Below are 26,268 nucleotides of genomic sequence, written 5' to 3' on the forward strand. Positions count from 1 at the left end.
TGATTGGATCGACCTTGCGTAAAGGCAAAACCCTGTTTCTTGGTCTTTTGGCCGTTCTTGTCCTGCCATTTGGCATCAGCCTGGCAGAAGACCCACCGGGCGAAAAAGCCAAGGAACGCTATACGTGGCGCAATGCGCCGCGCCATTCTTCGGGTGTGGCGCCTGATGCTGTCGCCAACCGGGATCAGGCGATTGTCATGGTGATGGCGGCCGAAACATTTGGCTGGCGGGCCTATTTCGCAGTTCATCCATGGATCATCTATAAGCGTGCCGGTGAAACCCGTTATACCCGCTATGACGTGGTGGGGTGGGGCAGCGGCAATGTTGTGCGCCAGAATTACGCGATCCCGGATGGTCTTTGGTATGGCTCGAAGCCGGAACTTCTGGCGGCCCATCGGGGCGAGTCGGCCGAAAAGCTGATCCCCGAGATCGAACAGGCGATCAAATCCTATCCGTTCCCGCGCGAATATCGCAGTTATCCGGGCCCGAACAGCAACACTTTTATCGCCCATATCGGCCGGGAAGTGCCGGGGTTGAACCTTGATATGCCGGCCAATGCAATCGGCAAGGATTATCGCCCGATCACAAATCCGGTTGGGCTTTCTTCAAGCGGACAGGGCGTGCAGGCGAACCTGCTGGGCGTTCTTGGTATGTCGCTTGGTCTGGAAGAGGGGATCGAGCTTAACCTGCTGGGGCTGAACTTCGGGATTGATTTCAACCGTCCGGCACTGCGTTTGCCCTCCATCGGTCGATTGGGCATGGATAGTGTTGCGCAAACAACTGATGCTGCGGATCCCAAAAGTGATCGTGCGGCCACCGAAACCGCAACTGATGTCCCCGCAGAACCAAGCAGTTAATTAAGCTGCCAGATCGCGGCATTAAGCAGGGTGGCAAAAGCCACCCAAAGGGCGTAGGGCACCAATAGCATCCCGGCCAGACGGTCAATCTTCCAGAATGCAACCATGTTGGCGATGATCAGGCCAAGCAGGATGACGATATCGATCAGGCCCAATAGGGGCGACTGCGCGCCAAAGAATAAAAACGACCATGCAAGGTTAAGCGTCAATTGGCCTGCATAAAGGCCAAAGGCGCCTTTGGCATTGGCAATGCCCACCTTAAGCCAGGCGCGCCAGCCGCTAAAGGCGATCATGAAATAAATGACGGTCCATACCGGGCCAAAAACCCAGTTGGGCGGGCGGAAGAACGGCTTGTTCAGTTCCGCATACCAGTCATTGACGCTGGTGGCTGTCACCGCCCCGCCAAATGCCGATATGATCAGGCACAACACCATAAACGCAATCAGGGCAAAGACACGGGTGCGATGGTTGGGGTGATGAATGTGTTCTGCACTCATCGTTTCCTGTTCGCTGTTGGTCATGGTGTTGCCGGGTCCTTTGGCCTAGTTGGTGACGTCGCCGATTGCGTCGATCAAGGCATCAAAATAGGGGTTCCATGTCAGGCGGGCATGATACTTGCCCGGTTCCATATATCCCCATGCACTGCGCCAGAGTTGTGCCCGATCCGTCGGTCGTTCGATGTCTTCCTGACCGTTCTCTATGAAGACAAAGCTTCCCTTTGCACCGTAATACGGATTGTCGGGCGAGAACAGGGCGCTCAGATGTGAGAAACTGCTGATCTGTTGATCTGGCAAATTGCTGTTGAGGTTCTCAATCCGGCTGTCGTTGCTTGGTGCGTTGACTTCATCATACCAGACCAGGCGTGAAGCCGGGTTGGTGAAATGCGTCTCAAAGCGACGAAGCATTGCAATTGGATCGAGCACGCTGTCATCCGCGCTCATGGTCACAAGGGCGGGGCGGTCAAACGGCTTTGCGTCAAGCGCATCATCAACGTCGGTGACGCTGCGGTAATAAAGTGCCGATGCCTTGGTCGACAGGGATTGATAGTTGATCACATTGTCTTCCGGATCGGCATCGACCCAATCCCACAGATACTGGACCAGTGGTGTCAGGAATAACAGATCACTGCCCGGCTCGATGCCCGGCGAAAACAGCAACAACCCGTCAATTTCCGGGTTCCGGGCCGCGTAACTGGTGACAAGGTTACCACCGGTTGAAAAGCCGCCCAGCCAGACTTCATCCACCTCGCGTTCCAGAAGCGCAACCTGATGCGCGACCGATCCAGTCCAGTCGTCATAATCGGGCAGGCTGAGATCCCCCGGGCGGGTGCCGTGGCCAGGCAGCAACATCGACCGTGCAAGCCAGCCGTCCCTGGCCATCGCCACTGCAATATCTTGGAAGTACCAAGGGCTTGATCCCAGACCATGCACAAACAGAACGCCGCGGCTGGGCCGGTTCGCAGCCATTGTATCTGGTGTATCCGGACGAACTTCAAACGGAATGTTGCGCGCAATTTCCATTTCGTGGTCATCGGTCAGAAAAACCCGATGGGTGGCGATCCAGTCACGCGTTTCAGATACGTAATCGTCGAAATTATCCTGCATGTAGGGCGGGATACCCGGTGACTGATCATAAAGCGCGTTTTCTGGCGGGAATGCACAGGCCGCAAGCAGGCTTGCCGGGATCAGGGCCAACAGGATTGTGCGAAGTGGGCGCATGAGGTGTCCTTTGGCCGTGATGCTGAGAAACTGTTTCGTTTTGATGTAAATCACTGAAATGACTACGTCAAACGTCGCACGACAGATCACTTGTTTGGGGTGTCTTATCGTGCGTTGGTGTGCCCGGATAGCGATAGGAAGATTACCGGATGCCAAGCTGAAATGGCAAGCAACTGTGATGGCCGTCACAGCAAAGAGATAATGCATAATATATGCGATTCAATTGGTATGATGATTTGTGACATGGTCACGGGCTGCCGACTTCAGTGTTTGTGAAGTGGTTCTAAAACAGAAAACCTTGCCGCTACCTTGGCAAGGAATATCCAAGGGGAAGGGGAATGCCATGTTGTCACTGAGTTCGGTGAAAATCGGCACACGTATGCTGATTATTGTCGCGGGCGCGGTTCTTGCGGTGTTGCTGGTTGGGGCGTTCGGCCTGACCGAATTGCGCCAAAACATGCTTGAGGATCGCAAGACAAAAACGAAGAACCTTGTTGAATCCACAATCAATTTGATTGGTCATTATCATGCGCTGGAACAGTCCGGCGAAATGACCACCGAAGAGGCGCAAAATGCCGCCAAAGGCGCTGTTGCAGCCCTTCGTTATGATGAGAAGAACTATTTCTTTGTGTTTGATCACACGCCGGTTCTTCTGATCCATGACATCAAGAAGGATCTTGTCGGCAAGAACTTGACCGACAATGTCGATGGATCGGGCAAATTCCTTTATCGCGAGTTCGTGCGCGTCGCCGAAGAGAAGGGCGAGGGTTTTGTCGATTATACCTACAAGGTGCCGAATTCGGATGATCTTCGTCCGAAGCTTTCATTCGTCAAGGATTTCAAGCCATGGGGCTGGATCGTTGCCACCGGTATTTACATTGATGATGTAAACGCTGTTTTCATGCAAATCATGCTGGTGATGGGTGGTGTTGCCTTGGCAATTCTGGTCGCGGTTGTCGGCGTCTCGTTGATGATCAGCCGCGGGATTACCCGCCCGCTTTTCGATATTTCGGAAAACATGCTGCGTCTGTCGCAGGGTGATCACAATATCGAGGTTAATTACACCCACCAGAAAAGCGAGATCGGCGATCTGGCGCGGGCGATGGATATCTTCAAATCGAAAACCATCGAAATGGAAGAAATGCGCACCCAACGTGAAGAGCAGGAACGCATCGCCGAAGAAGACAAACGTGCGGCCCTTCGCAAAATGGCCGACAGTTTCGAAGCCAGTGTCGGGCAGGTTGTCGCCCAGGTGATCGAGGCATCGGGCAATATCCAAAGCTCTGCCAATGCGATGACCGATACCTCCAAGCAGGTCGGCGAACGTTCAACGGTTGTCTCGGCAGCATCGCAGGAAATGTCGACCAACGTGGAAACGGTTGCCTCGGCGGCAGAGGAACTGAGCACGTCTATTGCCGAAATCAGCAATCAGGTCGCACAGTCCGCAACCATCGCCAAAGGTGCGGTTCAAACCTCGGAAGAAACGCATCAGAAGATCGAATTGCTGGCAGAGGCGGCAAACCAGATCGGTGAAGTTGTGTCGCTGATCACCGACATTGCCGAACAGACGAACCTTCTGGCCCTGAACGCAACGATCGAGGCCGCGCGTGCTGGTGATGCCGGCAAGGGCTTTGCCGTGGTCGCCAACGAGGTCAAGAACCTTGCAAACCAGACGGCAAAGGCAACCGAGGATATCCGCTCCCAGGTCAGCGACATTCAGGTCGCCACATCCAATGCCGTGAATGCGATTGCCGAAATCGCCGAAACTATCCGAAGCCTCGACGGGGCGACGACGACAATTGCGTCCGCCGTTGAAGAGCAGGGGGCCGCAACTCAGGAAATCGCGCGCAACGTCGAACAGGCATCACACGGCAGCCGCGATGTATCTGAAAATATCTCGGGCGTGTCGACGGCGGCAAATGATGCCGAAAAGCTTTCGGGCGAGGTGCTTGGCCTTGCCGAAGGGCTTGGACGGCAGGCGGCTGTTCTGAACGAAGCTGTTGAATCGTTCCTGGCCGAAGTGCGTAACGCCTAAGCCTGAGACGTTCGCGCAAAACAGAACCGCCAGTCCTCTAGCAGGGCTGGCGGTTTTTTCATGATCTTGTGGCTTATTCCATCTGGTCAGGATTTCTGGGTGCTTTTCGCCGTCTGACCAAACAGGACCTTTTTGTCTTCTTCACTCATTTCGCCAGCGCGCAGACCTTCGCCCGCCTTATAGGCGGCAATCGTTGCCGGACGGGATTGTATGGCTTCGAACCAGCGTTTCAGGTTCGGGAATTCATTGAGGTCCTGCTGCTGTTTTTCGTGGCTGACGATCCATGGATAGCAGGCCATATCGGCAATCGTGTAGTCATCACCGGCAATGAATTTTCGGCCCTCAAGACGCTTGTTCAGCACACCATAAAGACGGTTGGTCTCGTTGACATAACGGGTAATCGCATACGGTATCTTTTCCGGTGCGTAGGTGCCGAAATGATGGTTCTGACCGGCCATGGGGCCAAGGCCGCCCATCTGCCAGAACAACCATTCCATCACCGTCTTGCGCCCGCGCACATCACTCGGGATGAACTTTCCGGTTTTCTCGGCCAGATATTGCAAGATGGCACCAGACTCAAACACCGTGATGTCCTCACCGCCATCGGCCGGATCGTGATCGATGATCGCGGGCATACGGTTGTTGGGCGAAAAGGCCAGGAATTCCGGTTTGAACTGATCGCCCGTGCCGATATTGACCGGCACGATCTTGTAGTCCAGTCCGGCTTCTTCAAGGAACAGTGTGATTTTATGGCCGTTCGGGGTTGGCCAGTAATACAGATCAATCATGGGCCAAAGGCTCCTTTAAACTATTCGTGATGGCGAATTCGATAATCGAAGCTTGCCAATCAGGTTGTTATCGGTCAATTTAAAACGATCATTCCAAAATGCAAGAGCCGGTCACGCCATTGTGTAACGGCAATACCTGGCAAGGAGACGTGTCATGATCCGCTTCTATTACCATCCCACACCCAACCCGCAGAAAATCTCGATGATGCTTGAGGCGTGCGGTTTGCCGTATGAGGTCCTGCCGGTTGATACCCGCAAAGGTCAGCAGCATGACCCGGCCTTCCGCGCGATCAACCCGAATGGCAAGGTCCCGGCGATCGTCGATACCGACGGACCAGGGGGCAAGGAAGTGCGCGTGTTTGATTCAAACGCGATCCTGCTGTACCTCGCCGAAAAGTCCGGCAAGTTCCTGGGCAAGCCCGAAGATCGCGGTGAATTCCTGTCGTGGCTGATGTTCATTGCCACCGGTCTGGGGCCGTTTTCAGGGCAGGCAGTGCATTTCCAGCATGTCGCACCTGAGGGCAGTGACTATGGCGTAAACCGTTATCGCAACGAGATCGCCCGCCACTATCAGGTGCTGGAAGACCATATGGAAGGTCGCCAATTCATCGTCGGCGATGAACTGACGATTGTTGATATCTCTGCCTGGGGCTGGATCGACAAGGCCCCTTTCGTGCACAAGAACCCGGATGTCTGGGACAAGTATCCCAATATCAAACGCTGGTTTGATGCGATCAATCGCCTGCCGGCAGCCGTCAGTGCGCGCGAGGTTGGCAAGGACCACACCTTTAAGACGGAAATGGACGAAGACGCAAAACGCGCCATGTTCCCGTCGAACTACGCATAAGCCGACGAAACGGCTCAGCAAACGAAAACACCCCGGCCAGATTGGCCGGGGTGTTTGCTTTGATGTGTATGTCTTGGCAATCAGTCGGTGGTTTTTGCCCCGAACTGCTTGTTGAATTGCAACACCAGCAGGGTGACAACCGCGCCCGAAAGCAGGTAGGCACCAACACCGGCAAGACCGAACTTGTCACACAGATAAAGTGCAATCAGCGGTGCGAAACCAGCACCCAGCAACCATGCAAGGTCGGATGTCAGGGCCGATCCGGTATAGCGATATTCACGCTTGAAGTTCGATGCCAGCGTACCGGCTGCCTGACCAAAGCACAGGCCAAGAACCGCAAAGCCACCCAGAACAATCATGCCTTCATTGATGATGTTATAGGTGTAAAGCAGCGGTGTCAGGATCGCACCCAGAAGGATGATCCCCGCACTGTAACCAAGCAGACGACGACGGCCGAGCTGATCGGCAATGAAGCCCGATGCAATGATGCCAAAGGCACACAGCACCGCACCAACACCCTGGGTCAGAAGGAACTGCCCCGGATTGCCGTTGGCATAAAGATAGACCCAAGTCAGCGCAAAGACCGTTACCAGATGGAACAGCGCGTAGCTGACCATCGGGACCAGCGCACCCAGCACAACGGTACGACCGTTATGTTTGAGCGTGTCGATGACACGGGCTGCCTCAAGCTCGTTCTTGTCAAGCAGATGGCCGAATTCGGACGTTGCCACCAGACGCAGGCGGGCAAACAGCGCAACAACGTTGATTGCAAAGGCAACGAAGAACGCATAGCGCCAGCCAAAGGCCAGGAAGTCGTCGGGATGGAGTGTCAGCAGCAAATAAGCAAACAGCGAAGATGCCAGCATGAAGCCAAGCGGCGCGCCCAGCTGCGGGATCATCGCGTACCAGCCCTTGCGGTTATCGGGTGCGTTCAGTGCCAGAAGCGACGCAAGGCCATCCCATGCGCCACCCCATGCAAGACCCTGCAGGAAGCGGAAGGCACACAGAAGGTAAATCGCAAGGATCCCGGCCGAAGCCGTACTTGGCAGGAATGCCATCGCAGCGGTTGAACCGCCCAGCAGGAACATGGCAATCGTCAGTTTCACGCCGCGTCCGTATTGCCGGTCAACGGTCATAAAGACAAGCGACCCGACAGGGCGGGCGATAAAGGCCAGAGAGAAGATGGCAAAGGAATACATGGTGCCCATCAGTGCAGTTTCACCCGGAAACAGCAATTGTGGGAAAACCAGTACCGATGCGATGCAATAGACGAAGAAGTCAAAAAACTCTGATGTCCGGCCGATGATCACGCCAAGCGCGATTTGTCCCGGATCATTGGTGGCGTCGGCATTGTGATGCCGCGCATCGCGTTCCAAACCCGAAGAGGTGGCGGTCGCGTAGTGTTCTGTTGTTTGGGTCACGCCGTTCTCCCTTATTCACTGGTCGGGCCTTTTGGCCCTAACTGCTTTTGATTGGATCACAAATTCGGATCAAAGGACGATACGACTTTGGATCGAGTCTAATTATAGACATGTGAATTGCAAACGTCAGTGTCAATTATTGTGATGCACCGCACAACGCGTGGTTTACATCCGAATGATAATTGTCATTACGACCCTGCTATGCGCCGCGGGTAGCTTGACATTGCTGCAACGCAGCTATAGCAATTCCCGCGAATTTCCGATTTGGCATTTTTTTGAAAAAAAATTGCTTTCTTTGTGCCCTTTCCGTGGATGTCTGGAATTATAATTCCTATATGCGTGTGCGGCAGGGTACGACGCGTGGCGATCTTTGGTGGGTCGCTATGCGGCTCGCAGGCATATGGTTGTCTGTGAGAACATCTTCCAGAGACTGAGGAAGTATGAAGCGCATGCTTTCAAAACTTGTACGTGGCGTCGCCTTGACCTCGATGTTCTCGCTTCTGGCCGGTTGCAACCTGGTTGTGATCGATCCGTCGGGTGATATTGCGTCCCAGCAGGCCGACCTCATTATCGTTTCGACCATCCTGATGTTGCTGATCATCGTTCCGGTCATGGCACTGACGGTATTCTTTGCCTGGAAATACCGCCAGGGTAACAAGGATGCAGAATACGATCCCGAATGGCACCATTCCACCAAGCTGGAAGTTGTCATCTGGTCCGCGCCGCTGGTGATCATTATTGCTCTTGGGGCGATTACCTGGGTCACGACCCATACGCTTGATCCGTATCGTCCGCTCGACCGTATTGATGCTGAACGTCCATTGCCCAAAGATCATGAGCCGATGGTGGTTGAAGTCGTTTCCCTCGATTGGAAATGGTTGTTCATCTACCCGGAACAGGGCATTGCGACGGTCAACGAGCTTGCAGCTCCTGTCGATACGCCGATCCAGTTCAAGATTACATCTTCGGGCATCATGAACTCGTTCTTCATTCCGGCCCTTGCGGGGCAGATCTATTCGATGGCGGGTATGGAAACCAAGCTCCATGCCGTGATCAACGAAGAAGGCGTGTATGACGGGTTCTCCGGGAACTATAGCGGTGAGGGCTTCTCTCACATGCGCTTCAAGTTCCATGGTCTGAGCCAGGACGGCTTTGATGCCTGGGTCAATGATGTGAAGTCCGACGAGAACTTCCTGGGCCGTTCGCAATATCTCGAACTTGAAAAGCCGAGTGTGAAGGAACCGGTCCGCTATTACAGCTCTGTGGACCCGGAACTCTATCAGGCCATTCTCAACATGTGCGTTGACCAGTCGAAAATGTGCATGAACGAGATGATGCACATTGACGAAAATGGCGGTGGCGGTCTTGCCGGTGTCTACAACGTCATGTCACTGACCTATGACGTTCCGCAGATGCGCGGCAGTCAGCCGTTGCCTGATAGCAAGTCGTTCGTTGCGACGCTGTGCACCACCCCGGAGGGTGGCTTGTCTGGCGAAATCGCGAACCTTCCGTTGTTTGACAACGGGCCGGTCTCGCGCGCGATGAGTGTTGCACCCGCAGGTGTTTCGACAGGGTTCTAAAAGCAGTGCCGGTTGGTGAATGCCAACCGGCCCTTCGCAGTTTCGGCATCGGTTGCGGTGCCATTCTGCATTTGAAAGAAGAGTAATCCGATGTTCTCCAATCCGGACCTTTTACATTTTATATTTGGCCGGCTGTCCCTCGACTCCTTCCCGTTTCTCCATGATCCGATCATTCTTGTGACGTTTCTGGGTGTGGTTGTGGGTGGCATCGCCGTTGTCGGTGGTCTGACCTACTTCCGTCTGTGGGGATACCTCTGGCGCGAGTGGATCACGTCGATCGACCATAAAAAGATCGGCATCATGTACATCATTCTGGCAATTATCATGCTTCTGCGTGGCTTTGCCGATGCCCTCATGATGCGTGCCCAGCAAGCCATCGCATTCAACGGTGCCGAAGGTTTCCTTCCGCCGCACCACTACGACCAGATCTTTACCGCCCATGGCGTGATCATGATCTTCTTCGTTGCGATGCCACTGGTGACCGGTCTGATGAACTTCGTTGTGCCGCTGCAGATCGGTGCGCGCGACGTTGCCTTCCCGTTCCTGAACAATTTCAGCTTCTGGATGACCACCTGTGGTGCCGCGCTGATCATGGCGTCGCTGTTTGTCGGCGAATTCGCAATGACCGGTTGGCTGGCCTATCCGCCGCTGTCTGACATTGTCTACAGTCCGGGGGTCGGGGTTGATTACTATATCTGGGCCTTGCAGATTGCCGGTGTCGGTACGCTTCTTTCGGGTGTGAACCTGATTGTGACCATCGTAAAGATGCGCGCACCGGGCATGTCGATGATGAAGATGCCGGTCTTTACCTGGACCGCACTTTGCACCAACATCCTGATTGTTGCAGCCTTCCCGGTTCTGACCGCGGTTCTGGTTCTGCTCGGTCTTGACCGTTACGCAGACACCAACTTCTTCACCAACGATCTTGGCGGTAACGCCATGATGTACATCAACCTGATCTGGATCTGGGGTCACCCGGAAGTGTACATCCTGATCCTGCCGGCGTTTGGTGTGTTTTCCGAAGTTGTGTCGACCTTCTGCCGCAAGCGTCTGTTTGGTTACAGCTCGATGGTTTATGCCACCGTGGTTATTACCATCCTGTCCTACATCGTCTGGCTGCACCACTTCTTCACCATGGGGTCGGGTGCAAGTGTGAACGCCTTCTTTGGCATCACGACCATGATCATTTCGATCCCGACGGGGGCCAAGGTCTTCAACTGGCTGTTCACCATGTATAAGGGCCGCATCAGCTTTGATGTCCCGATGCTGTGGACGATCGGTTTCATGCTGACCTTCGTGATCGGTGGCATGACCGGTGTTATGCTTGCTGTTCCGCCGGCCGACTTCGTGCTCCATAACAGCCTGTTCCTGATTGCCCACTTCCATAACGTGATTATCGGTGGTGTTGTCTTCGGGATGTTTGCCGGTATCGTTTACTGGTTCCCGAAAGCCTTCGGCTTCAAGCTCGACGAGTTCTGGGGCAAGATGTCCTTCTGGCTCTGGACGATCGGTTTCTACTTTGCCTTCATGCCGCTTTATGTTCTCGGCCTGATGGGCGTCACCCGCCGTATGAGCCAGTTTGACGATCCGTCGCTTCAGATCTGGTTCATCATTGCGGCCTTTGGTGCGCTTCTGATTGCCGGTGGTATCGGTTCGTTCATCATGTCGATCGTTGTTGCGGTGATCAAACGCGACAAGCTGCGTGATGAAACCGGTGACCCGTGGGGTGGTCGTACGCTGGAATGGTCGACGTCCTCGCCGCCCCCGGCCTACAACTTCGCCTTTACCCCGGTTGTCCATGATCTGGACGCCTGGGCAGACATGAAGAAACGTGGTTACGTCCGTCCGACGTCGGGCTTCCTGGATATCCATATGCCGAAAAACACCGGCGCTGGCTTTATCCTGGCTGCGATCTCGCTCGTTCTTGGCTTTGCACTGGTCTGGCATATCTGGTGGCTTGTTGCGGCAAGCTTCATCGTTCTGATTGCCGGTTCCATTGCCCACACCTTCAACTATGACCGCGATTATCACATCCCGGCATCTGAAGTTGTGAAGACCGAAGAAGAACGTACCGCCCTTCTGGCAAAACAGCAGGCGTAAAGGAATGACAATGGCGAATACAAATGCCTCTCAGACCGAAGCGCCGGTCTTCTACCTGAAAGAAGAGCATCACCCGGAAACGGGTACGATGCTCGGCTTCTGGATCTATCTGATGAGCGATTGCCTCATCTTTGCGATCCTGTTTGCAACCTATGCCGTTCTTGGTCAGAACTATGCTGCTGGTCCCGCACCGGCAGATCTGTTCGACCTTGAACTGGTCGCGATCAACACGTCCATGCTGCTGTTCTCGTCCATCACCTATGGCTTTGCCATGCTGGCGATGGAAAAGGGCAATCTCGCAGGTACGCAGCTGTGGCTGGCGATTACCGGTCTGTTTGGTATCGCCTTCGTGGGGCTGGAAATTTACGAGTTCCATCACCTCTGGAGCCTGGGTGCGACCCCGATGCGCAGTGGTTTCCTGTCGGCGTTCTACACGCTGGTGGCGACCCACGGTCTGCACGTGACGTTTGGCATCATCTGGCTTGTAACTCTTATGGTTCAGGTGGCCCAGCGCGGCCTGATCGTCGAGAACAAGCGTCGTCTGATGTGCCTGTCGATGTTCTGGCACTTCCTTGACGTCGTCTGGATCGGTGTCTTCTCCGTTGTTTATCTGCTGGGAGTTCTGGGATGAGCGCACATTCACACGCACATGATGACCATCATGATGGTGGGGCCTCACATGGCACCTATAAAAGCTATGTGATCGGGTTTGTCCTCTCGGTCATTCTGACCGCGATCCCGTTCTGGCTTGTCATGGATGGTGTTCTTGACAGCAAGGTTGCAACAGCCCTTTGGGTGATGGGTCTTGGGGTTATTCAGATCATTGTTCATATGGTCTATTTCCTGCACATGAACACCAAATCCGAAGGTGGCTGGAACTTCCTGGCGCTGATCTTTACCCTTGTGATCGTGGCAATCGCCATCGCCGGTTCACTGTGGGTTATGTATCACCTCAACACCAACATGATGCCGCAGATGGATCACGACATGATCCCGAGCTTCGGCTAGGGACTGCTTGATATGTGAAGGGGGCGCGATACCTTTAGGGGGATCGCGCCCTTTTTGTTTCACCAGATTGCTTTTTGAAAGAACCCGGCATGTCCGACGACCATGTTTCCGCTCAAGCAACTGATAACCCGAAAAAAGGCCCCTCCATAACAACCCGGATTGTTGTCCTGATGCTGACCGCCATATTGTTTTCGGGGTTCTGTGCCCTTGGATATTGGCAGGTCGAACGTCGGGCCTGGAAGCTTGATCTGATCGAACGGGTCGATGCGCGCGTGCATGGCGATGCGGTTGCCGCACCCGCGCGTGATGACTGGGAAAATGTAACCCGCGCACGCGATGAATATCGCAAGGTGAGTGTGACGGGCACCTATCGCAACGATCTTGAAAGTCAGGTCTATACTGCCACTGATTACGGGGCAGGATACTGGGTTTTGACCCCGCTGTTGCGGGATGATGACACGATTGTCATGATCAACCGCGGTTTTGTTCCCACCGAAAAGCGCGACCCTGATACCCGGGCTGAAGGCATGGTCGAGGGCGAAGTCACTGTCACCGGCCTGCTTCGCATCAACGAGCCGGTCGGCACCTTCATGCGCGATAATGTGCCGTCCGACGAACGCTGGTATTCGCGCGATGTAAAGGCGATGGCGACCAAGCGGGGGCTGGATGCCACCAATGTTGCACCATACTTTATTGACGGTGATGGGGCAGAAAACCCGGCCAAGCTGCCACTGGGTGGCCTGACCAAAATTCGCTTCCCCAACAACCACCTGACCTATGCCCTGACATGGTTTGGTTTGGCATTGCTGACACTTGTCGCGGCTTGGATTGTACTACGCCCGCGCAAGAGATCAGATGGCGACGATTGATCCGCCGATTATTCCAGGGTCGATTGATCGGGCCATGGAATGTCCTTGCGCATGGTCGCACCGCTCCAGTTGATGATGTTGGGCGTACGTTTACCGGCATAATGGGCCTTAAGCACCGCATTCAGGTTCGATGGGCGATAAAGGATACGTTCGATTGATCCTTCGTCTGAGTTATCGTGGAGAACACCGGTCGAGATGTTCCAGCGTTCCAACGCACTCACATGAATGGCCTCATTAATCGTCTCAAGACCTTTGGGAATGATGTTGCGGCGATCAAGTTTCGGGCATTTTAGACGCAATTTATCAAGATAGCCTTTTCCTTCTGGCGCGATCTGATTGATCAGCCGCTGGTAGGGATAGATGTGTGATGAAAAGTACATCTTGGTCCGGCTTTCGTAACCACGTCCATCAACGGCTGGTGAAATCTGTGATTTGAGCGCCGCATTATCAAGCTTGAGACCGGTATGCTTGGCTACCCGCTTTGCCATCCAGTCAAGTGTGATATCTGAAAGTCCGCAATCATCATAAGATCCACCGACATTGCTATGGACACCGGGGAACCAGACTTGTTCGACAATCTGGTTTTGGGGCGGCGCTTCGCCGATCTTCTTAACCCACAAGGTCGGAGAGAAGGCGCTGCGTTTTTCATCAATTGCCATTGCATGCAATGCGACGCGAATGTGCTTGCCCAGTTCCACGTCATGAAAATGATAGTTCTTGGGGATAACCAAACGCCCCCAATCGCCTGGGATGCCGAGCGAACCAACGGTATCCCATACGGCAACACATTCGATGGGGATGTCCTTCTGGGCTTTGACCGGTAATGCGTCGACGCGAGCTTTCTTTTCCTCAGATGACAGGTCGGACCCGACAATACTCGCTACATCCTTTTGAAGTGGATGGCCGAGATAAGGCGGAGTCAAAAGACCGCACAAACCGATCAGTCCGGCCAGACTGCGCGCGGTAAAGGCGCCGCGCGAAAACCCAAAAATGTAGATTTCATCGCCCTTTTGGTAATTGTTGGCCAAAAAACGATAGCCATCAATGACGTTTTCCTGCAAGCCGCTGCCAAAGGCGCCACCAACAAGTTTGTTAATGTAGCCCCCGGTCCCGACCCCGCGATCATAAAACACGATTTGCGAAACATCCTTGTCGCTGCTCGGCACCGCGCGCAGAAGTTTGACGACGTTGGTCGGTTCAGGCGTGTTGGCGGGTTCCTGCCAGGTGCCGTCGAAAAATACAATCAGTCTGCGTTTGGCCATGTGAAGTCCCCTGTGTGATGTGATGCTGGGCGACCTTCTTTGGATCGTTTCGGGTGCTACTATACAACTCAGGGGTGATTTTATTAAGGAATATTAAATATAATAAAATGCTGCTGATGTGGTGTGGTGGTCAATTTGAGGGTGGATATCCTACTGACATACAGCTGTCAGGAACCTGTCTTTCATGTGGTTTACATTGTTGGGAAACAAGGGGAAATTGCCGCCGGGTTTCAAACATAATCATACGTGCAAACGCAGGAGCCTTAAGAATGCCATCACAGCGGAACTTGACCTTTTATCACGCCGTACCATCACGAAGCGGTACGGTACATTGGATGTTGCAGGAATTGGGCATTCCGTTTGATGTCAAACTTGTCGACATCCGGGGTGGCGAAGGGCAAACGCCGGAATTCCTGGCACTCAATCCGCTTGGCAAGGTGCCAACCATTGTGCATGGCGACACGGTCGTAACCGAGGCTGCCGCCATTTGCTGCTATCTGGCCGATCTGTATCCCGAGGCCGGCCTGGCCCCGGCATTGGATGATCCGAAACGCGGTGAATATCTGCGCTGGTTGTTCTTTTCACCGTCCACCATCGAACCGGCCATGATCGACCGCGTGCGTCAGTACACGGCAGAAGACAGCAGCCAGAATTCCTATCGCGACTGGGAAACGCTGGTGCCCATTCTGGTCGATTTTGTTGGCAAGGCCGACCCGTGGCTGATGGGGAAGAACTTCACCACCGTTGATGTGGTGTTTGGTTCGACCATTCGGTTTGGCTGCATGTTTGGCATTCTTCCGAAGTATCCGGAATTCGAGGCCTACATCGCCCGGATTGATGCCCGCCCGGCCTATCAGCGTGCACAGGAACTGGATGCACCGCATTTTGCCGCTGCAATGGCGGGTTAATCGAATCAATCCAATTGTATGAAGAATAAAAGGGCCGGTTCCTGCGCCTTGGAACCGGCCCTTTGGCATTTTATCGGCTTTTGGTCGTGGGTTTAGGGATTGGTATGATCAATCACTTCGCCGCGTGCCGGATAGTTTTTGGCTATCACGAAATCCAGCGCGCCAAGGATCTGATCGAATGCCGGACGGGCAAACGGCATGGTCTGAACAGTCCCGAAATAAAGCGTGCCATCCGGACGCACCAAAAACAGACCAGGTTCCGAGAAAACAGCAGGTTCTTCATAGCCACTCGACGTCACACCGTTCGAGGTCGAGATATAAAGACCCCACTCGCGCGCGTTATCAAGATCAAGGCCATAGCCAAGGTCAATATTCTCAAGCTCCCACTTCGCCTTGGCTTCGGTCGCGCGATCTTCGCCATCGGACGAGACGACAACGACGTTCACACCGCGCTTGGCAAAGTCTGCCAGCTTGGTATCGAGGTCCTTGAGGTATTTGCCGCAGATCGGGCAATGCAGGCCGCGATAGAAAACGACCATGGTGAAGTTTTCCGGACTTTGGTCGGCAAGCGACCATGTGCCGCCACCAACAAGCGGGACGGACAGGGATGGCACCTTTTGGCGCGGCATCAGCGGGGTAATTGCAGACATTTCGTTCCTCATGACTTGGGTCAGGTTTAATTGAGATCAATTATGGAACGATCATTCTATAAATCAACAACAAAGAACCGTCATCACTGAACCGTGATGGAGGATGTTGTCTCGGGAAGTGTTGTTATACCCGTTTGGCGACGATGAAACGTGATCCTGTGCTGGCCGGATAGGAGCCGGTTTCGATCACCAAAAATCCGGCAGATTGGATCATGCCCTCAAGGCGGGCATAATTCAGAAAATGAACGCGCGGCGCCTTGCCAAGTTTCTGCATGACCCAGATCAGGGGCTTGAGATACCAAAGCTTTTCACCAAGGCAGGGTGTTTTGGTGATGAACATGCCACCCGGCTTGATGACCTTATGTAGCGCGGCAATGGCAACTTTCGGCTGATCAAGCAGATGCAGGATGTTAAAGCCAAGCACCACGTCAAAGCGCTCTGACCCTTGGGCGATGTCATCAATCGTCTTTTGGGCAAAGGTGACATTGTTGGTCGCCTGATCTTTGGCCTTGCCCTGGGCAATTTCGATCATGCGTGCGGAAATATCGGTGGCGGTCAGCTGCCCGACACTATGGGCAAGTTTCAGGGCCGTGGTGCCAGTGCCACACCCGATTTCCAGGACGTTCTGATCCGGGGAAAGATAGGCGCGCGTGCGATCAAGGGTTTGCGCATAGGCGGCTTCATTGCCGATCGGTTTGCGGGCGTATTTGTCGGCGGCCGAGTCCCAGAACGTGTCGCTGCGTATCATGATATATCCGGCTTTTGCACCCGATGTGTGGGCATTGAAACAAGCGCGTGACTATCAAGGAGTGCAGGAAAATGCGCAACCAGAAACGGTTACGAAAAATCGCGCAGGTTTAGTCGAGTGCTGCCAGAATGGTTTCGCAATAGTCGTTCAAGGTTTCCTGATCCGCACCACGGCGCGACATCAGTTGAACCCCCTGAAACGATCCAGCCAAGAAGCGCGCAAGGGCGCGGACATTCTTGCCTTTGGCAATTTTGCCCTGACCAACTGCGCGGTTCAGTGCGGCGGCAAAGGTATCCTCAGCCCGACGGAATGCCTGATGGGCGATGGCGGCGGTTTCCGGATCGTGCGGGGCAAGCTCCATGCCTGAATTCACCATCAGGCAGCCTTTGTGCCGTCCTTCTGCGGTGCCGGTTTTGGCCGCGTCACGGAATGTCTTTTCAATCGCGGCGCGACCATCTTCGATATTGCGCAGATCGGCAAAGCGTTCAGTGCTGATTTTCTGGCTGTAATGATCAAGGACACGCAGGAACAGCGCCTTCTTGTCGCCAAAGCTTGCATACATGCTCGCCCGGTTCAGGCCGGTTTCATTGACCAGATCCTGAATAGAGGTCGCTTCAAACCCCTTGCTCCAGAAGATGTTCATGGCGTTATCAAGAACGCTTTCTTCATCAAACGCACGTGGCCGTGGCATTGGCAGTTCCTTCGATCAGATCCGTACTTTGGAACGAATGTTCTGTAATTGCTTTGAAGATGGGCTGACCTGGCCGCAAAATCAATAAGAGCTTGTGATTTGCCCGTAATCTTGGGGTTGCGACGCGATCCGATCCAGGGTTACAAAGCTGTAATCCGGGCCGTCAGGATTATCGATCTTCTGACGCTTGGTTTCGCGCCATTGATCGGCGGGCAGCGGATCAAGGAAGGTGTCGCCCTCAATTTCGGCATGGACTTCGGTCAGCTCGTAACGGGTCGTGAACGGCAGGGCGAGGTGATAGATTTGCGCACCCCCACCAATGATCACTTCATTGACGCCATCCCGCACCGCGATTTCGTCTGCCAATTCAATGGCTTCTTCGATATTGTTACAAACCCTCACATTTTCGTGGTCAAAGGACCAGTCGGTGTCGCGGGTGACAACAATCGATGTGCGTTTCGGAAGGGGGCGACCGATCGCCTCGAACGTTACGCGCCCGATGATCATTGGTTTGCCAAGGGTGAGCGCCTTGAACCGTTTGAGGTCTTCGGGCAGTTCCCACGGCATCCAGCCATCCTTGCCAATTGCGCCATTGGCGGCCGCCGCAACCACGGCAACCCGTTCAATCTTCGGACCCGACATCAGACAGCAACCTTGCCAGCAATGTGCGGATGCGGGTCATAGCCGGTCAGTTCGAAATCATCATACTTGAAATCAAAGATCGATTTGACGGCGGGATTGATCTTCATGGTCGGAAGCGGGCGGGTATCACGCGACAGCTGTTCTTCGACCTGATCAAGGTGGTTGGTGTAGAGGTGCGCATCGCCAAGGGTATGGACAAAATCACCCACGTCCAGATCACAGACCTGCGCAATCATCATGGTCAGCAGCGCATAGGATGCAATGTTGAACGGCACACCCAGGAAAATATCCGCACTGCGCTGATAGAGCTGGCAGGACAATTTGCCATCAGCAACATAGAACTGGAACAGGCAGTGACATGGTGGCAGCGCCATGTTGGGCACGTCTGCAACGTTCCAGGCCGATACGATCAGGCGGCGGGAATCGGGATTGTTTTTGATCTGGTCAATTAGGCCGGTGATCTGGTCGATGGTTTCGCCGTTCGCGCCGCGCCATGAACGCCACTGGCCACCATAAACCGGGCCAAGGTCGCCATTTTCATCGGCCCATTCGTTCCAGATGCGCACACCATTATCCTGCAGGTATTTGACGTTGGTGTCGCCATCAAGGAACCACAGCAATTCATGAATGATCGACTTCAGATGCAGCTTTTTGGTGGTGACCAGCGGGAAGCCCTTGGAAAGGTCAAAGCGCATCTGGTGACCAAAGATCGAAACCGTGCCAGTACCCGTCCGGTCTTCCTTGCGCGTGCCGGTGTCACGCACCAGACGCATCAGATCAAGATATTGCTGCATGCTCAGTCCTGCATTTTAAGAATCACTTTTGTCGCAGCATAGTCAGGTCGATGGTCACGGGCAAGCGACGCCATCCGATCTTTGCCGGACCGTTATTTGAACTGTTTCTGCTGACAGGAGGTGTCAGGAGTGGTCAGGTAAACTTGGGAACAGTGGATATACTCAACTATCTGAATTTTGGGCACGTTTGCCGTATGGGAGTGTTGATTTTGCAAAAAACTGTTCAGTGGGTTGATTGGGATGGAAACGGTCTTGAGCACTGTGTCTGTCAGTCTGATCCGGACGGGATAGAGCTTGAAGGAGTCGTGGTCGGGACGCGACATGGTCATTATGGCGGGTCTTACCTTGTGGTGACGGATGCTGCGTTCGCGACACGCGAGGTCAAGGTAAGTTATATCGGCGGGGCGCAGATGCATGTGACCTCGGATGGGAAGGGAAACTGGTTTGACTGCATTGCAAAGCGGGAATTGCCGTCTTTGGCGGGGTGCTTTGATGTCGATATCGGCATAACGCCTGCGACAAACATGCTTCCTATCAAACGATTAAAACTGGTCGAGGGCGAGGCGCGGGAAATTTCGGCGGCCTATGTCCCGCTTCCAAGCCAGATAGAGGGCGATTTCCTGCCACGTAGTGCGCCACAACGTTACACCTGTCTGATCCCGGATCGTCGTTACCGCTATGAGGGGCTGTTTCGCAATTTCTCTGCCGAGCTTGAGATCGATGATGCGGGGCTTGTGATCGATTATCCCGATACCTTCCGTCGGGTGTGATATCGCGTAAAACGGGCAATCGGACTTTGCCCGACCCTAAAATGTTCCCTTAAAAATCAAAAAAAGATTTCCCGATTCCCCTTGTGAAAAGGGGGGCGTTTGCCCTATATAGGGGCTGTCGGGGCAACCCGACTACGGCGCTAAACTGCGTGACAGAATAGGCTTTACGGACCCGGGGGCGGTACCCGGCGGCTCCACCAAATTTATCGGTTGTCCGACTCAGACAATCTTCGTGGGGCCGAAATAGGATCGACGTGAGCAGTAAAAGTCAATGTGGGCGCTCGGCATGGTACCACCGCATCGGGCCAATGTTTGTAAATGCAAACGACAACAATGCTCCGGTTGCTGTTGCCGCCTAAGCGGTACTAGCACCAAAGCGAAATTCCGGTTGCCGGGAGCGGTAATTTGGTGGGGGACGGGGCACCTAGCAACAGAACGCCCCACTCTTGTATTTCTTTCCCGCTTCGTTATGAATAGAGTGATTATCAAACACGCCAAGATGTAATTGGCGTGCAGAGATGCTATATGACAATGACGGGACGCGCTGGACATTGCCGGTGGTTCCGCCAGATACAGGATTACTGATGCAAGAACCGGAAGAATTCCGCTACGATCTTATGGTCGACCAGGCGCTGCGCGGTGTGGTGAAAGATATCCTCGCGCGTGTGGCCGAAGAGGGCCTTTTCGGAGAGCATCACTATTACATCACGTTCCAGACCAACCATCCCGGTGTGGCCCTGCCTGAAAGTCAGCGCAAGGCGCATCCAGACAACATCACGGTTGTCTTGCAACACCGGTTCTGGGATCTGAAATCCGAAGATGATCACTTCTCGGTCGGAATGAGCTTTGATGGCATGCCGACCACGGTTGTCGTGCCCTATGACGCGATGCTGGCCTTTGTCGATCCGTCCGCCAACTTCATGCTGACATTCAGCGTCGAAGAAGAAATGGATGACGCAGATTTCGATTATGACGAAGATGATGATCTTGATGCCGATCTGATTGAGGGCGAAGACGGTGCGCCGACGCTCGTGACCGAGCCATCCAAATCGCGCAAAAAACCCAAGCCGGATGCCAATGAAACCGGCGAGGTCATCGCACTTGATGCGTTCCGCAAGAAATAGAAGATATACAGGGCGGGCTTGATCCGCCCTTTTTCTTTGCCTGATCCCCGTTGATGTTTCCCGCGTCCGGGGCAGGGCGTGTTACGCTAATGTATCGTGGCAATTTGATCCATTTGGCGCTAAAACCAGCCACACAAAGAACAAACCCACCTTGTTTTTGAGAGAGACGAGAACCTTCCGATGAGTGATTTTGTCTATAAACCCATGTTTGAGCAGGGGAAGGACACCACCCCTTACCGCAAGATCGGGGACGAGGGTGTTTCGACCGTTGACGTCAATGGCGAGACCTATTTGAAAGTCGAACCCGAAGCGATCGAGAAACTGACCCTTCAGGCTTTCTTTGATTGCTCGCACCTTTTGCGTCCGGGGCATCTCGAACAGTTGCGCAAAATCCTTGATGACGAAGAAGCCACCCCGAACGACAAGTTCGTGGCGATGGATCTTTTGAAGAACGCCTCCATCGCATCGGGCGGCGTTTTGCCGATGTGTCAGGATACCGGTACGGCCATCGTCATGGGCAAACGCGGTGGCAAAGTCATCACCGATGGTTCCGATGAAGAAGCCCTGTCCAAGGGCATCTGGCAGGCCTATCAGAAACACAATCTGCGTTTCTCGCAGGTATCGCCGAAAAATATGTTCGAGGAAAAGAATACCGGCTCGAACCTTCCGGCTCAGATTGACCTCTATGCGACCAAGGGCGATGAATACAAATTCATGTTCATGGCCAAGGGCGGCGGGTCTGCCAACAAGACCTTCCTGTTCCAGCAGACCAAGGCGCTTCTGAACCCGGAAAGCCTGCGCAAGTTTTTGGATGAAAAAATCCGTACGCTCGGCACCTCTGCCTGCCCGCCATACCATCTGGCGGTCGTTATTGGCGGGACGTCGGCTGAGGCGTGCCTTAAGACCGTGAAAATGGCGTCAGCCCGTTATTACGATAACCTTCCGACCGAAGGTGGCGATCATGGTCAGGCCTATCGCGATCTGGAATGGGAACAGAAGATCCTTGAGATGACCCGCGAAATGGGCATCGGCGCGCAGTTCGGCGGCAAGTATTTCTGCCACGATGTGCGCGTGATCCGTCTGCCGCGTCATGGCGCAAGCTGCCCGGTTGGTCTGGGTGTGTCGTGCTCTGCCGACCGTCAGATTCTGGGTAAAATCACCAAGGACGGTATCTTTATCGAGGATCTCGAACATGATCCGGCGAAATATCTGCCGCAGGTCACCGACGAGCATCTTGATGACGAAGTGGTCAAGGTTGACCTGAACCGTCCGATGGATGAAATCCGCAAGCAGCTGTCGCAATATCCGGTCAAAACCCGTCTGTCGCTGACCGGGACCGTGATCGTGGCCCGTGATATCGCGCATGCCAAAATCAAGGAACGTCTTGATGCCGGCGAAGAGATGCCGGAATACCTTAAAAACCATCCAGTTTACTATGCGGGCCCGGCAAAAACGCCCGAAGGCATGCCTTCAGGTTCGTTCGGTCCGACCACGGCCGGTCGTATGGATGCCTATGTTGAACAGTTCCAGGCCGCTGGCGGCTCGTTCGTGATGCTTGCCAAGGGTAACCGTTCAAAGGCGGTCAAGGATGCCTGCGCCAAATATGGCGGGTTCTATCTTGGCTCTATCGGTGGTCCGGCAGCCCGTCTGGCACAGGATTGCATCAAGAAAGTCGACGTTCACGAATATCCGGAACTTGGCATGGAAGCCGTCTGGAAGATCGAAGTCGAAGACTTCCCGGCCTTCATCGTCATTGATGACAAGGGCAACGATTTCTTCGCCGAATTCGGCATCTGATCAGAAATCAGTTCACTGAACATGCAAACGGCGCGGGGGAAACCTCGCGCCGTTTTTGCTTTGCATAGCTGACCCCAGGTCAAAGGGGTTGCTGCGGTGCGCAAGAAATGCTCTGATTTGGGCAAAATCAACCCCTTACTGGATAACCTGTTATGTCTGAAACTTCCGCGCTCTCTGCCACCGGTGCGACGGAAAGCCGATTGGTTGGTGTGACCGCCGCGCTTGCGACGGTTTGCATCTGGGCCGGTTGGCTGATTGCCACCCGCTATGCCATGACGTCAAGCTTTACTGCCGTTGATATTGGCCTGATGCGTTTTGTTGTGCCTTTTGTCCTGCTTGCCCCGATCTGGATAAGAAAAGGCATCTGGCCCAAGGGCCTTTCAATGACCAATGGCCTTTTGATGATCGTTGGTTCCGGTGCGTTTTACACCCTGATGGTTGCAAGCGCCCTTGAGTTTGTCCCGGCAAGTCATGTTGGCATTCTTTTGCCCGGTGTGATGGCCGTGTGGGCGGTTCTGATCGCCATGCTTTTGTTTGGTGAACGTCCGGGCAAGGTCCGCATCGTTGGCTATGCCGCCGTGGTGATTGGTGTGGCTTCGCTTGTGGCGCTGAAACCCGCCGGTGTGATCAGTGATGACATGCTGATGGGCTATGGTCTTGTATCGGCCGGGGCCTTTATGTGGGCGTGTTATACGCATGCGATGCGTCAAAGTGGCCTTGGCGCGCTTGAAGCCGCATCCTTTGTCGGTTTCTGGTCGTTTGTCGTGATGGCGATTATCGCGCTGTTTACCGGCACCACCATTGGCGATGCGCCGATGGGGGATATCATGATGTTGCTAACCGCCCAGGGGCTTCTGGCCGGATGTGTTGCGGTGATTACCTATGGCCTAGCCGTACGCCATATCGGATCGACCGGGGCATCGGCCTTCGGCGCGATGACCCCGGCCCTGACCGCACTTGGCGGTGTGATCCTGTTGGGGGAACCGGGCAACCTGGCACTGGTTCTGGCAGTGGTTCTGGTGATCCTTGGCGTTATGACGGCGTCGGGCGTATTTCGCCGCATTCGGGTTTAAGCCTGATACAGTTTATTGCCCGGCGTTCTGACCTGTCAAATGGGCGGTGCGCCGGGCGACCAGCCGTGCCAGGGGCGGCCCAAAGGCCAGCACCATGAAAAAGCGTGTTGCCTGCAGCACGAGTATGAAGGACAGGTCGACATTCGTGCTGGCCGCGATAATGGCAACAGAATCAAGGCCGCCCGGACTGGTGGCGAGATAGGCGGTAAGTGGATCGACATCCATGAAATACACCAAAAGCCCCGAAATTCCGGCACAGAAGCCGATCAGTACAAAGATCGATAACAGGATTTTGGGAAGTGCGTGTGCTGCGTGGCGCAGGACCGGTGGGGTGAATTTCAAACCGATTACCCAGCCGATCATGGCGTAGGTCAGGCCGAGAAACCATTCCGGCAGGACGACATCGAAAAAACCGCTGACATGCAGGATCATGGTAACAATGATCGGCACCAGAAGCGGACCGGATGGCAGACGTACTTTTTGACCGACAAAGCAGCAGGCAACCACCAGACTGAGTGTCAGGGCAAAACCGGCCGGGTCAAAAGCCGGGAACCAGTCATGGGGCCCCATGGCTGCCAGCGTTTCCGGATCAACCCAGAAATTGGCGACACTGGACGCGACACCGACAACGATCACCACACGCACATACTGCATGAAGGCCACCAGCCTTGCATCCGCGCCAAAGGCGTCTGCCATGATGACCATGGCCGATGCCGCACCCGGCGTTGATCCCCAGATGCCTGCGGTTCCGGGCAGGACCTGTTTGACGCACAGGATCCAGCCCAAGAAGCTGCTGGCAAGCAAAGTGACGCCGGTAACGCCAAGGATCATCGGCCAGTCGGTGGCAAAGGATGTCAAAATCCCGATGGTCATTGAGCCACCGATCATCACGCCCAACACCGATTGCGCGCCAAGATAAAGTTGCTTGGGGGCGGCAATGGTTGCGCCATTGGTGCCCATCAGAATGCCGATGATCATCGGCCCCACCAGAAGTGAGGCAGGGACTTGCCAATGATGGAGCAGAACCGAAAACACGACGGAGGTCGAAATCAGCAATAACCACTGAACCGGTTTCGTTAGACGGCCAAGCCGTTCTTTGGGGGGATTTATGATCGGTGACGTTGGTTCGGATGACACGATGCGGCCTTTGTCATGGATGGAAGGCATCTGATCGCGGGTGGCGCGATGTGATGGCGTGCTGGCGCCTGTGGGGGGCGTCAAGGTGAGGATCGCAATTATAGCCAGCTTGTGCGATGGATGCGAGTATTTGCGTGATCCCGCCGGATGAAGGCCATGTCGGACTTGGAGAATATCGGCGGGTTCTGTATGACGTTAAGCAACATACGGCAGTCAGTAGGGAACCTGTTTTGAGCACCGATCCAATCCATTTCCAGTTTGATGGTGATAAGAATGCTGCCCGAACGATTGTTCTGGCCCATGGGGCCGGGGCCGCTATGGATAGCCCGTTCATGAACGAAATGGTGGGCGAACTGGCCAAGTCGGGTTTACGCGTTGCACGCTTTGAGTTCCCCTATATGGCGAAACGCCGGACTGATGGCAAAAAGCGTGGGCCGGATCGGGCACCGGTTTTGATCGAGTATTACGGTGAAGTTGTTCGCGCACTCGGTGGGCCAGAGAAGTTGATCATCGGTGGAAAATCCATGGGCGGACGGATCGCCAGCATGGTGGCAGATGATCTTGGTGTCGCCGGCCTTGTCTGCCTTGGCTATCCATTCCATCCACCGGGCAAGCCTGAAAACCTGCGGACAGAACACCTTAAAACCCTGAAAACGCCGAGCTTGATTTGTCATGGTACGCGCGACCCGTTTGGCAGTCCCGATGAGATTGCAGGTTACGGGCTTTCGGATCGTATTGCCCTTCACTGGGTTGAAGACGGCGAACATGACTTCAAGCCGCGCAAAAGTTCCGGACGTACCCAAAGCCAGAACATTGCCGATGCCGCGACGGCGATATCCCGGTTTGCAAAGATGCTCGGTTAGGGGAAACGGCCCGCCACTTGGGCAGGCCGTTGGCAGAAAGTATGCGGGGCTTGGTGCGCGAGGGAGGTCAGGCAAGTACGCCTTCGCCGGTTTCCTTGAACTGCTGGGCATATTCCGGGGAAAGTTCGGCGGTGGCACTTGCGATGTCGATGCGCACGCCATTGGGGTCAAGAAGGGCAAAATGGCGCTGGCCCCATGGTTCATCGCGAAGATCAAGGGCGAATTCAAACCCGGCTTCACGCAATTCATCCGCTGCATCGCGGGCTTCTTCGACTTCCAGCGTAAGAACCGTTCCTTCGCCGATGGTGGCCGCCTGGAACATGGCGGGCTGGGTTTCGTGACCTTGCTTCATCAGGCCAAGCTGAACGGATGGTGCGGACGGCCAGACAAGCTGGCAATACCAGTCACCGTCAAAGACCGGTGTGAAGCCGAGCTTTTTGTAAAAGGCGCGGCTTTGGGTGAATTTTTCGGTGATGATGATCTGATAGGCGTTGGTGACTTTCATCGTCATGCTCCTGACGTTGGGGGTAAATCCTGTCCCGATTTGTCAATAGTTGCACATCCCTCCTGACAGGAGCCTGTCAGG

The 26,268-nt window shown here is 54.4% G+C and carries 26 protein-coding genes and 1 other RNA gene; 15 read left to right on the top strand and 12 right to left on the bottom strand.

Annotation, left to right across the window (positions count from 1 at the left end):
• Positions 1-14 precede the first annotated feature (14 nt).
• Complete coding sequence (locus tag AC5Q5A_RS13140) at positions 15-857, top strand: DUF3750 domain-containing protein (RefSeq protein ID WP_493895551.1); 843 nt, start codon at positions 15-17, stop codon at positions 855-857.
• Here AC5Q5A_RS13140 and AC5Q5A_RS13145 read toward each other — a convergent pair.
• Positions 854-1,378: a TspO/MBR family protein gene (locus AC5Q5A_RS13145; protein ID WP_493895552.1), complete on the bottom strand. Its 525-nt coding sequence runs from the start codon at positions 1,376-1,378 to the stop codon at positions 854-856. The genes AC5Q5A_RS13140 and AC5Q5A_RS13145 overlap by 4 nt on opposite strands.
• 21 nt (positions 1,379-1,399) lie before the next feature.
• Positions 1,400-2,575: an alpha/beta hydrolase gene (locus AC5Q5A_RS13150; RefSeq protein WP_493895553.1), complete on the bottom strand. Its 1,176-nt coding sequence runs from the start codon at positions 2,573-2,575 to the stop codon at positions 1,400-1,402.
• Between the two features lie 343 nt (positions 2,576-2,918).
• Between AC5Q5A_RS13150 and AC5Q5A_RS13155 the strand changes: the two genes are divergently transcribed.
• On the top strand, positions 2,919-4,610 hold the full coding sequence (locus AC5Q5A_RS13155) for a methyl-accepting chemotaxis protein (protein WP_493895554.1): 1,692 nt from the start codon (positions 2,919-2,921) through the stop codon (positions 4,608-4,610).
• 86 nt (positions 4,611-4,696) lie between these two features.
• Here AC5Q5A_RS13155 and AC5Q5A_RS13160 read toward each other — a convergent pair whose 3' ends face one another.
• Positions 4,697-5,398 (bottom strand): glutathione binding-like protein, encoded by a 702-nt coding sequence (locus tag AC5Q5A_RS13160; protein ID WP_120225292.1) that lies wholly within the window; start codon positions 5,396-5,398, stop codon positions 4,697-4,699.
• Between the two features lie 154 nt (positions 5,399-5,552).
• Between AC5Q5A_RS13160 and AC5Q5A_RS13165 the strand changes: the two genes are divergently transcribed.
• A complete protein-coding gene (locus AC5Q5A_RS13165) occupies positions 5,553-6,245 on the top strand; it encodes a glutathione S-transferase family protein (protein ID WP_493895555.1) in 693 nt (230 codons plus the stop codon).
• 80 nt (positions 6,246-6,325) lie between these two features.
• On the opposite strand, the gene AC5Q5A_RS13170 is transcribed toward AC5Q5A_RS13165, so the two are convergent.
• Complete coding sequence (locus tag AC5Q5A_RS13170; RefSeq protein ID WP_063090329.1) at positions 6,326-7,666, bottom strand: MFS transporter; 1,341 nt, start codon at positions 7,664-7,666, stop codon at positions 6,326-6,328.
• A 449-nt stretch (positions 7,667-8,115) separates the two neighbouring features.
• Here AC5Q5A_RS13170 and cyoA point away from each other — a divergent pair, with 449 nt between their 5' ends.
• The 5 genes from cyoA (at position 8,116) to AC5Q5A_RS13195 (ending at position 13,223) form a co-directional block, all read left to right on the top strand.
• On the top strand, positions 8,116-9,246 hold the full coding sequence (gene cyoA / locus AC5Q5A_RS13175; RefSeq protein WP_246879228.1) for a ubiquinol oxidase subunit II: 1,131 nt from the start codon (positions 8,116-8,118) through the stop codon (positions 9,244-9,246).
• Positions 9,247-9,336: 90 nt separating this feature from the next.
• Positions 9,337-11,346 carry a cytochrome o ubiquinol oxidase subunit I gene (gene cyoB / locus AC5Q5A_RS13180; protein WP_210520496.1) on the top strand — a complete coding sequence of 670 codons (2,010 nt, stop codon included), beginning with the start codon at positions 9,337-9,339 and terminating at the stop codon, positions 11,344-11,346.
• Between the two features lie 10 nt (positions 11,347-11,356).
• A complete protein-coding gene (gene cyoC / locus AC5Q5A_RS13185) occupies positions 11,357-11,977 on the top strand; it encodes a cytochrome o ubiquinol oxidase subunit III (RefSeq protein WP_493895556.1) in 621 nt (206 codons plus the stop codon).
• Complete coding sequence (locus AC5Q5A_RS13190) at positions 11,974-12,354, top strand: cytochrome o ubiquinol oxidase subunit IV (protein ID WP_120225290.1); 381 nt, start codon at positions 11,974-11,976, stop codon at positions 12,352-12,354. The genes cyoC and AC5Q5A_RS13190 overlap by 4 nt, the downstream gene beginning before the upstream one ends.
• A gap of 170 nt (positions 12,355-12,524) precedes the next feature.
• A complete protein-coding gene (locus tag AC5Q5A_RS13195) occupies positions 12,525-13,223 on the top strand; it encodes an SURF1 family protein (RefSeq protein ID WP_493895557.1) in 699 nt (232 codons plus the stop codon).
• A gap of 8 nt (positions 13,224-13,231) precedes the next feature.
• Here AC5Q5A_RS13195 and AC5Q5A_RS13200 read toward each other — a convergent pair whose 3' ends face one another.
• Positions 13,232-14,485, bottom strand: coding sequence for a T6SS phospholipase effector Tle1-like catalytic domain-containing protein (locus tag AC5Q5A_RS13200; protein WP_493895558.1), 1,254 nt, complete (start codon positions 14,483-14,485; stop codon positions 13,232-13,234).
• A 269-nt stretch (positions 14,486-14,754) separates the two neighbouring features.
• Between AC5Q5A_RS13200 and AC5Q5A_RS13205 the strand changes: the two genes are divergently transcribed.
• Positions 14,755-15,393: a glutathione S-transferase family protein gene (locus AC5Q5A_RS13205; protein ID WP_493895559.1), complete on the top strand. Its 639-nt coding sequence runs from the start codon at positions 14,755-14,757 to the stop codon at positions 15,391-15,393.
• Between the two features lie 92 nt (positions 15,394-15,485).
• On the opposite strand, the gene AC5Q5A_RS13210 is transcribed toward AC5Q5A_RS13205, so the two are convergent.
• The 5 genes from AC5Q5A_RS13210 to AC5Q5A_RS13230 form a co-directional block, all read right to left on the bottom strand.
• Positions 15,486-16,043 (bottom strand): peroxiredoxin-like family protein, encoded by a 558-nt coding sequence (locus tag AC5Q5A_RS13210; protein WP_008892058.1) that lies wholly within the window; start codon positions 16,041-16,043, stop codon positions 15,486-15,488.
• A gap of 124 nt (positions 16,044-16,167) precedes the next feature.
• Positions 16,168-16,791: a class I SAM-dependent methyltransferase gene (locus AC5Q5A_RS13215; protein ID WP_493895560.1), complete on the bottom strand. Its 624-nt coding sequence runs from the start codon at positions 16,789-16,791 to the stop codon at positions 16,168-16,170.
• Positions 16,792-16,900: 109 nt separating this feature from the next.
• Positions 16,901-17,482 carry a TetR/AcrR family transcriptional regulator gene (locus AC5Q5A_RS13220; protein ID WP_493895561.1) on the bottom strand — a complete coding sequence of 194 codons (582 nt, stop codon included), beginning with the start codon at positions 17,480-17,482 and terminating at the stop codon, positions 16,901-16,903.
• 81 nt (positions 17,483-17,563) lie between these two features.
• A complete protein-coding gene (locus AC5Q5A_RS13225; protein WP_493895562.1) occupies positions 17,564-18,124 on the bottom strand; it encodes a dihydrofolate reductase in 561 nt (186 codons plus the stop codon).
• A complete protein-coding gene (locus tag AC5Q5A_RS13230) occupies positions 18,124-18,918 on the bottom strand; it encodes a thymidylate synthase (RefSeq protein WP_063090308.1) in 795 nt (264 codons plus the stop codon). Before AC5Q5A_RS13230 ends, AC5Q5A_RS13225 begins: the two co-directional genes overlap by 1 nt.
• Positions 18,919-19,127: 209 nt before the next feature.
• On the opposite strand from AC5Q5A_RS13230, the gene AC5Q5A_RS13235 reads away from it, so the two are divergent.
• The 5 genes from AC5Q5A_RS13235 to AC5Q5A_RS13255 all read left to right on the top strand — a co-directional run bounded on the left by AC5Q5A_RS13235 (position 19,128) and on the right by AC5Q5A_RS13255 (position 23,682).
• Positions 19,128-19,688 carry a putative glycolipid-binding domain-containing protein gene (locus AC5Q5A_RS13235; protein WP_493895563.1) on the top strand — a complete coding sequence of 187 codons (561 nt, stop codon included), beginning with the start codon at positions 19,128-19,130 and terminating at the stop codon, positions 19,686-19,688.
• Positions 19,689-19,765: 77 nt separating this feature from the next.
• Positions 19,766-20,133, top strand: a transfer-messenger RNA (tmRNA) gene (gene ssrA, locus AC5Q5A_RS13240).
• 139 nt (positions 20,134-20,272) lie between these two features.
• The gene (locus AC5Q5A_RS13245; RefSeq protein ID WP_008892065.1) at positions 20,273-20,812 is read left to right on the top strand and encodes an SspB family protein; all 540 of its coding nucleotides are present in this window, start codon (positions 20,273-20,275) and stop codon (positions 20,810-20,812) included.
• A gap of 180 nt (positions 20,813-20,992) precedes the next feature.
• Entirely contained in the window at positions 20,993-22,609 is a 1,617-nt protein-coding gene (locus AC5Q5A_RS13250; protein ID WP_063090306.1) for a fumarate hydratase, read from the top strand.
• A gap of 152 nt (positions 22,610-22,761) precedes the next feature.
• Positions 22,762-23,682, top strand: coding sequence for a DMT family transporter (locus tag AC5Q5A_RS13255; protein ID WP_008892067.1), 921 nt, complete (start codon positions 22,762-22,764; stop codon positions 23,680-23,682).
• A 12-nt stretch (positions 23,683-23,694) separates the two neighbouring features.
• Here the strand turns inward: AC5Q5A_RS13255 and AC5Q5A_RS13260 are convergent, their stop codons facing one another.
• Positions 23,695-24,903, bottom strand: a complete 1,209-nt coding sequence (locus AC5Q5A_RS13260) for an AbrB family transcriptional regulator (protein ID WP_493895564.1) — start codon at positions 24,901-24,903, stop codon at positions 23,695-23,697.
• Between the two features lie 146 nt (positions 24,904-25,049).
• On the opposite strand from AC5Q5A_RS13260, the gene AC5Q5A_RS13265 reads away from it, so the two are divergent.
• Entirely contained in the window at positions 25,050-25,682 is a 633-nt protein-coding gene (locus AC5Q5A_RS13265; RefSeq protein WP_493895565.1) for an alpha/beta family hydrolase, read from the top strand.
• 67 nt (positions 25,683-25,749) lie between these two features.
• On the opposite strand, the gene AC5Q5A_RS13270 is transcribed toward AC5Q5A_RS13265, so the two are convergent.
• Positions 25,750-26,187 carry a VOC family protein gene (locus AC5Q5A_RS13270; RefSeq protein ID WP_493895566.1) on the bottom strand — a complete coding sequence of 146 codons (438 nt, stop codon included), beginning with the start codon at positions 26,185-26,187 and terminating at the stop codon, positions 25,750-25,752.
• Positions 26,188-26,268 lie beyond the last annotated feature (81 nt).

The sequence above is a fragment of the Thalassospira sp. CA1 genome (genome assembly GCF_059052855.1).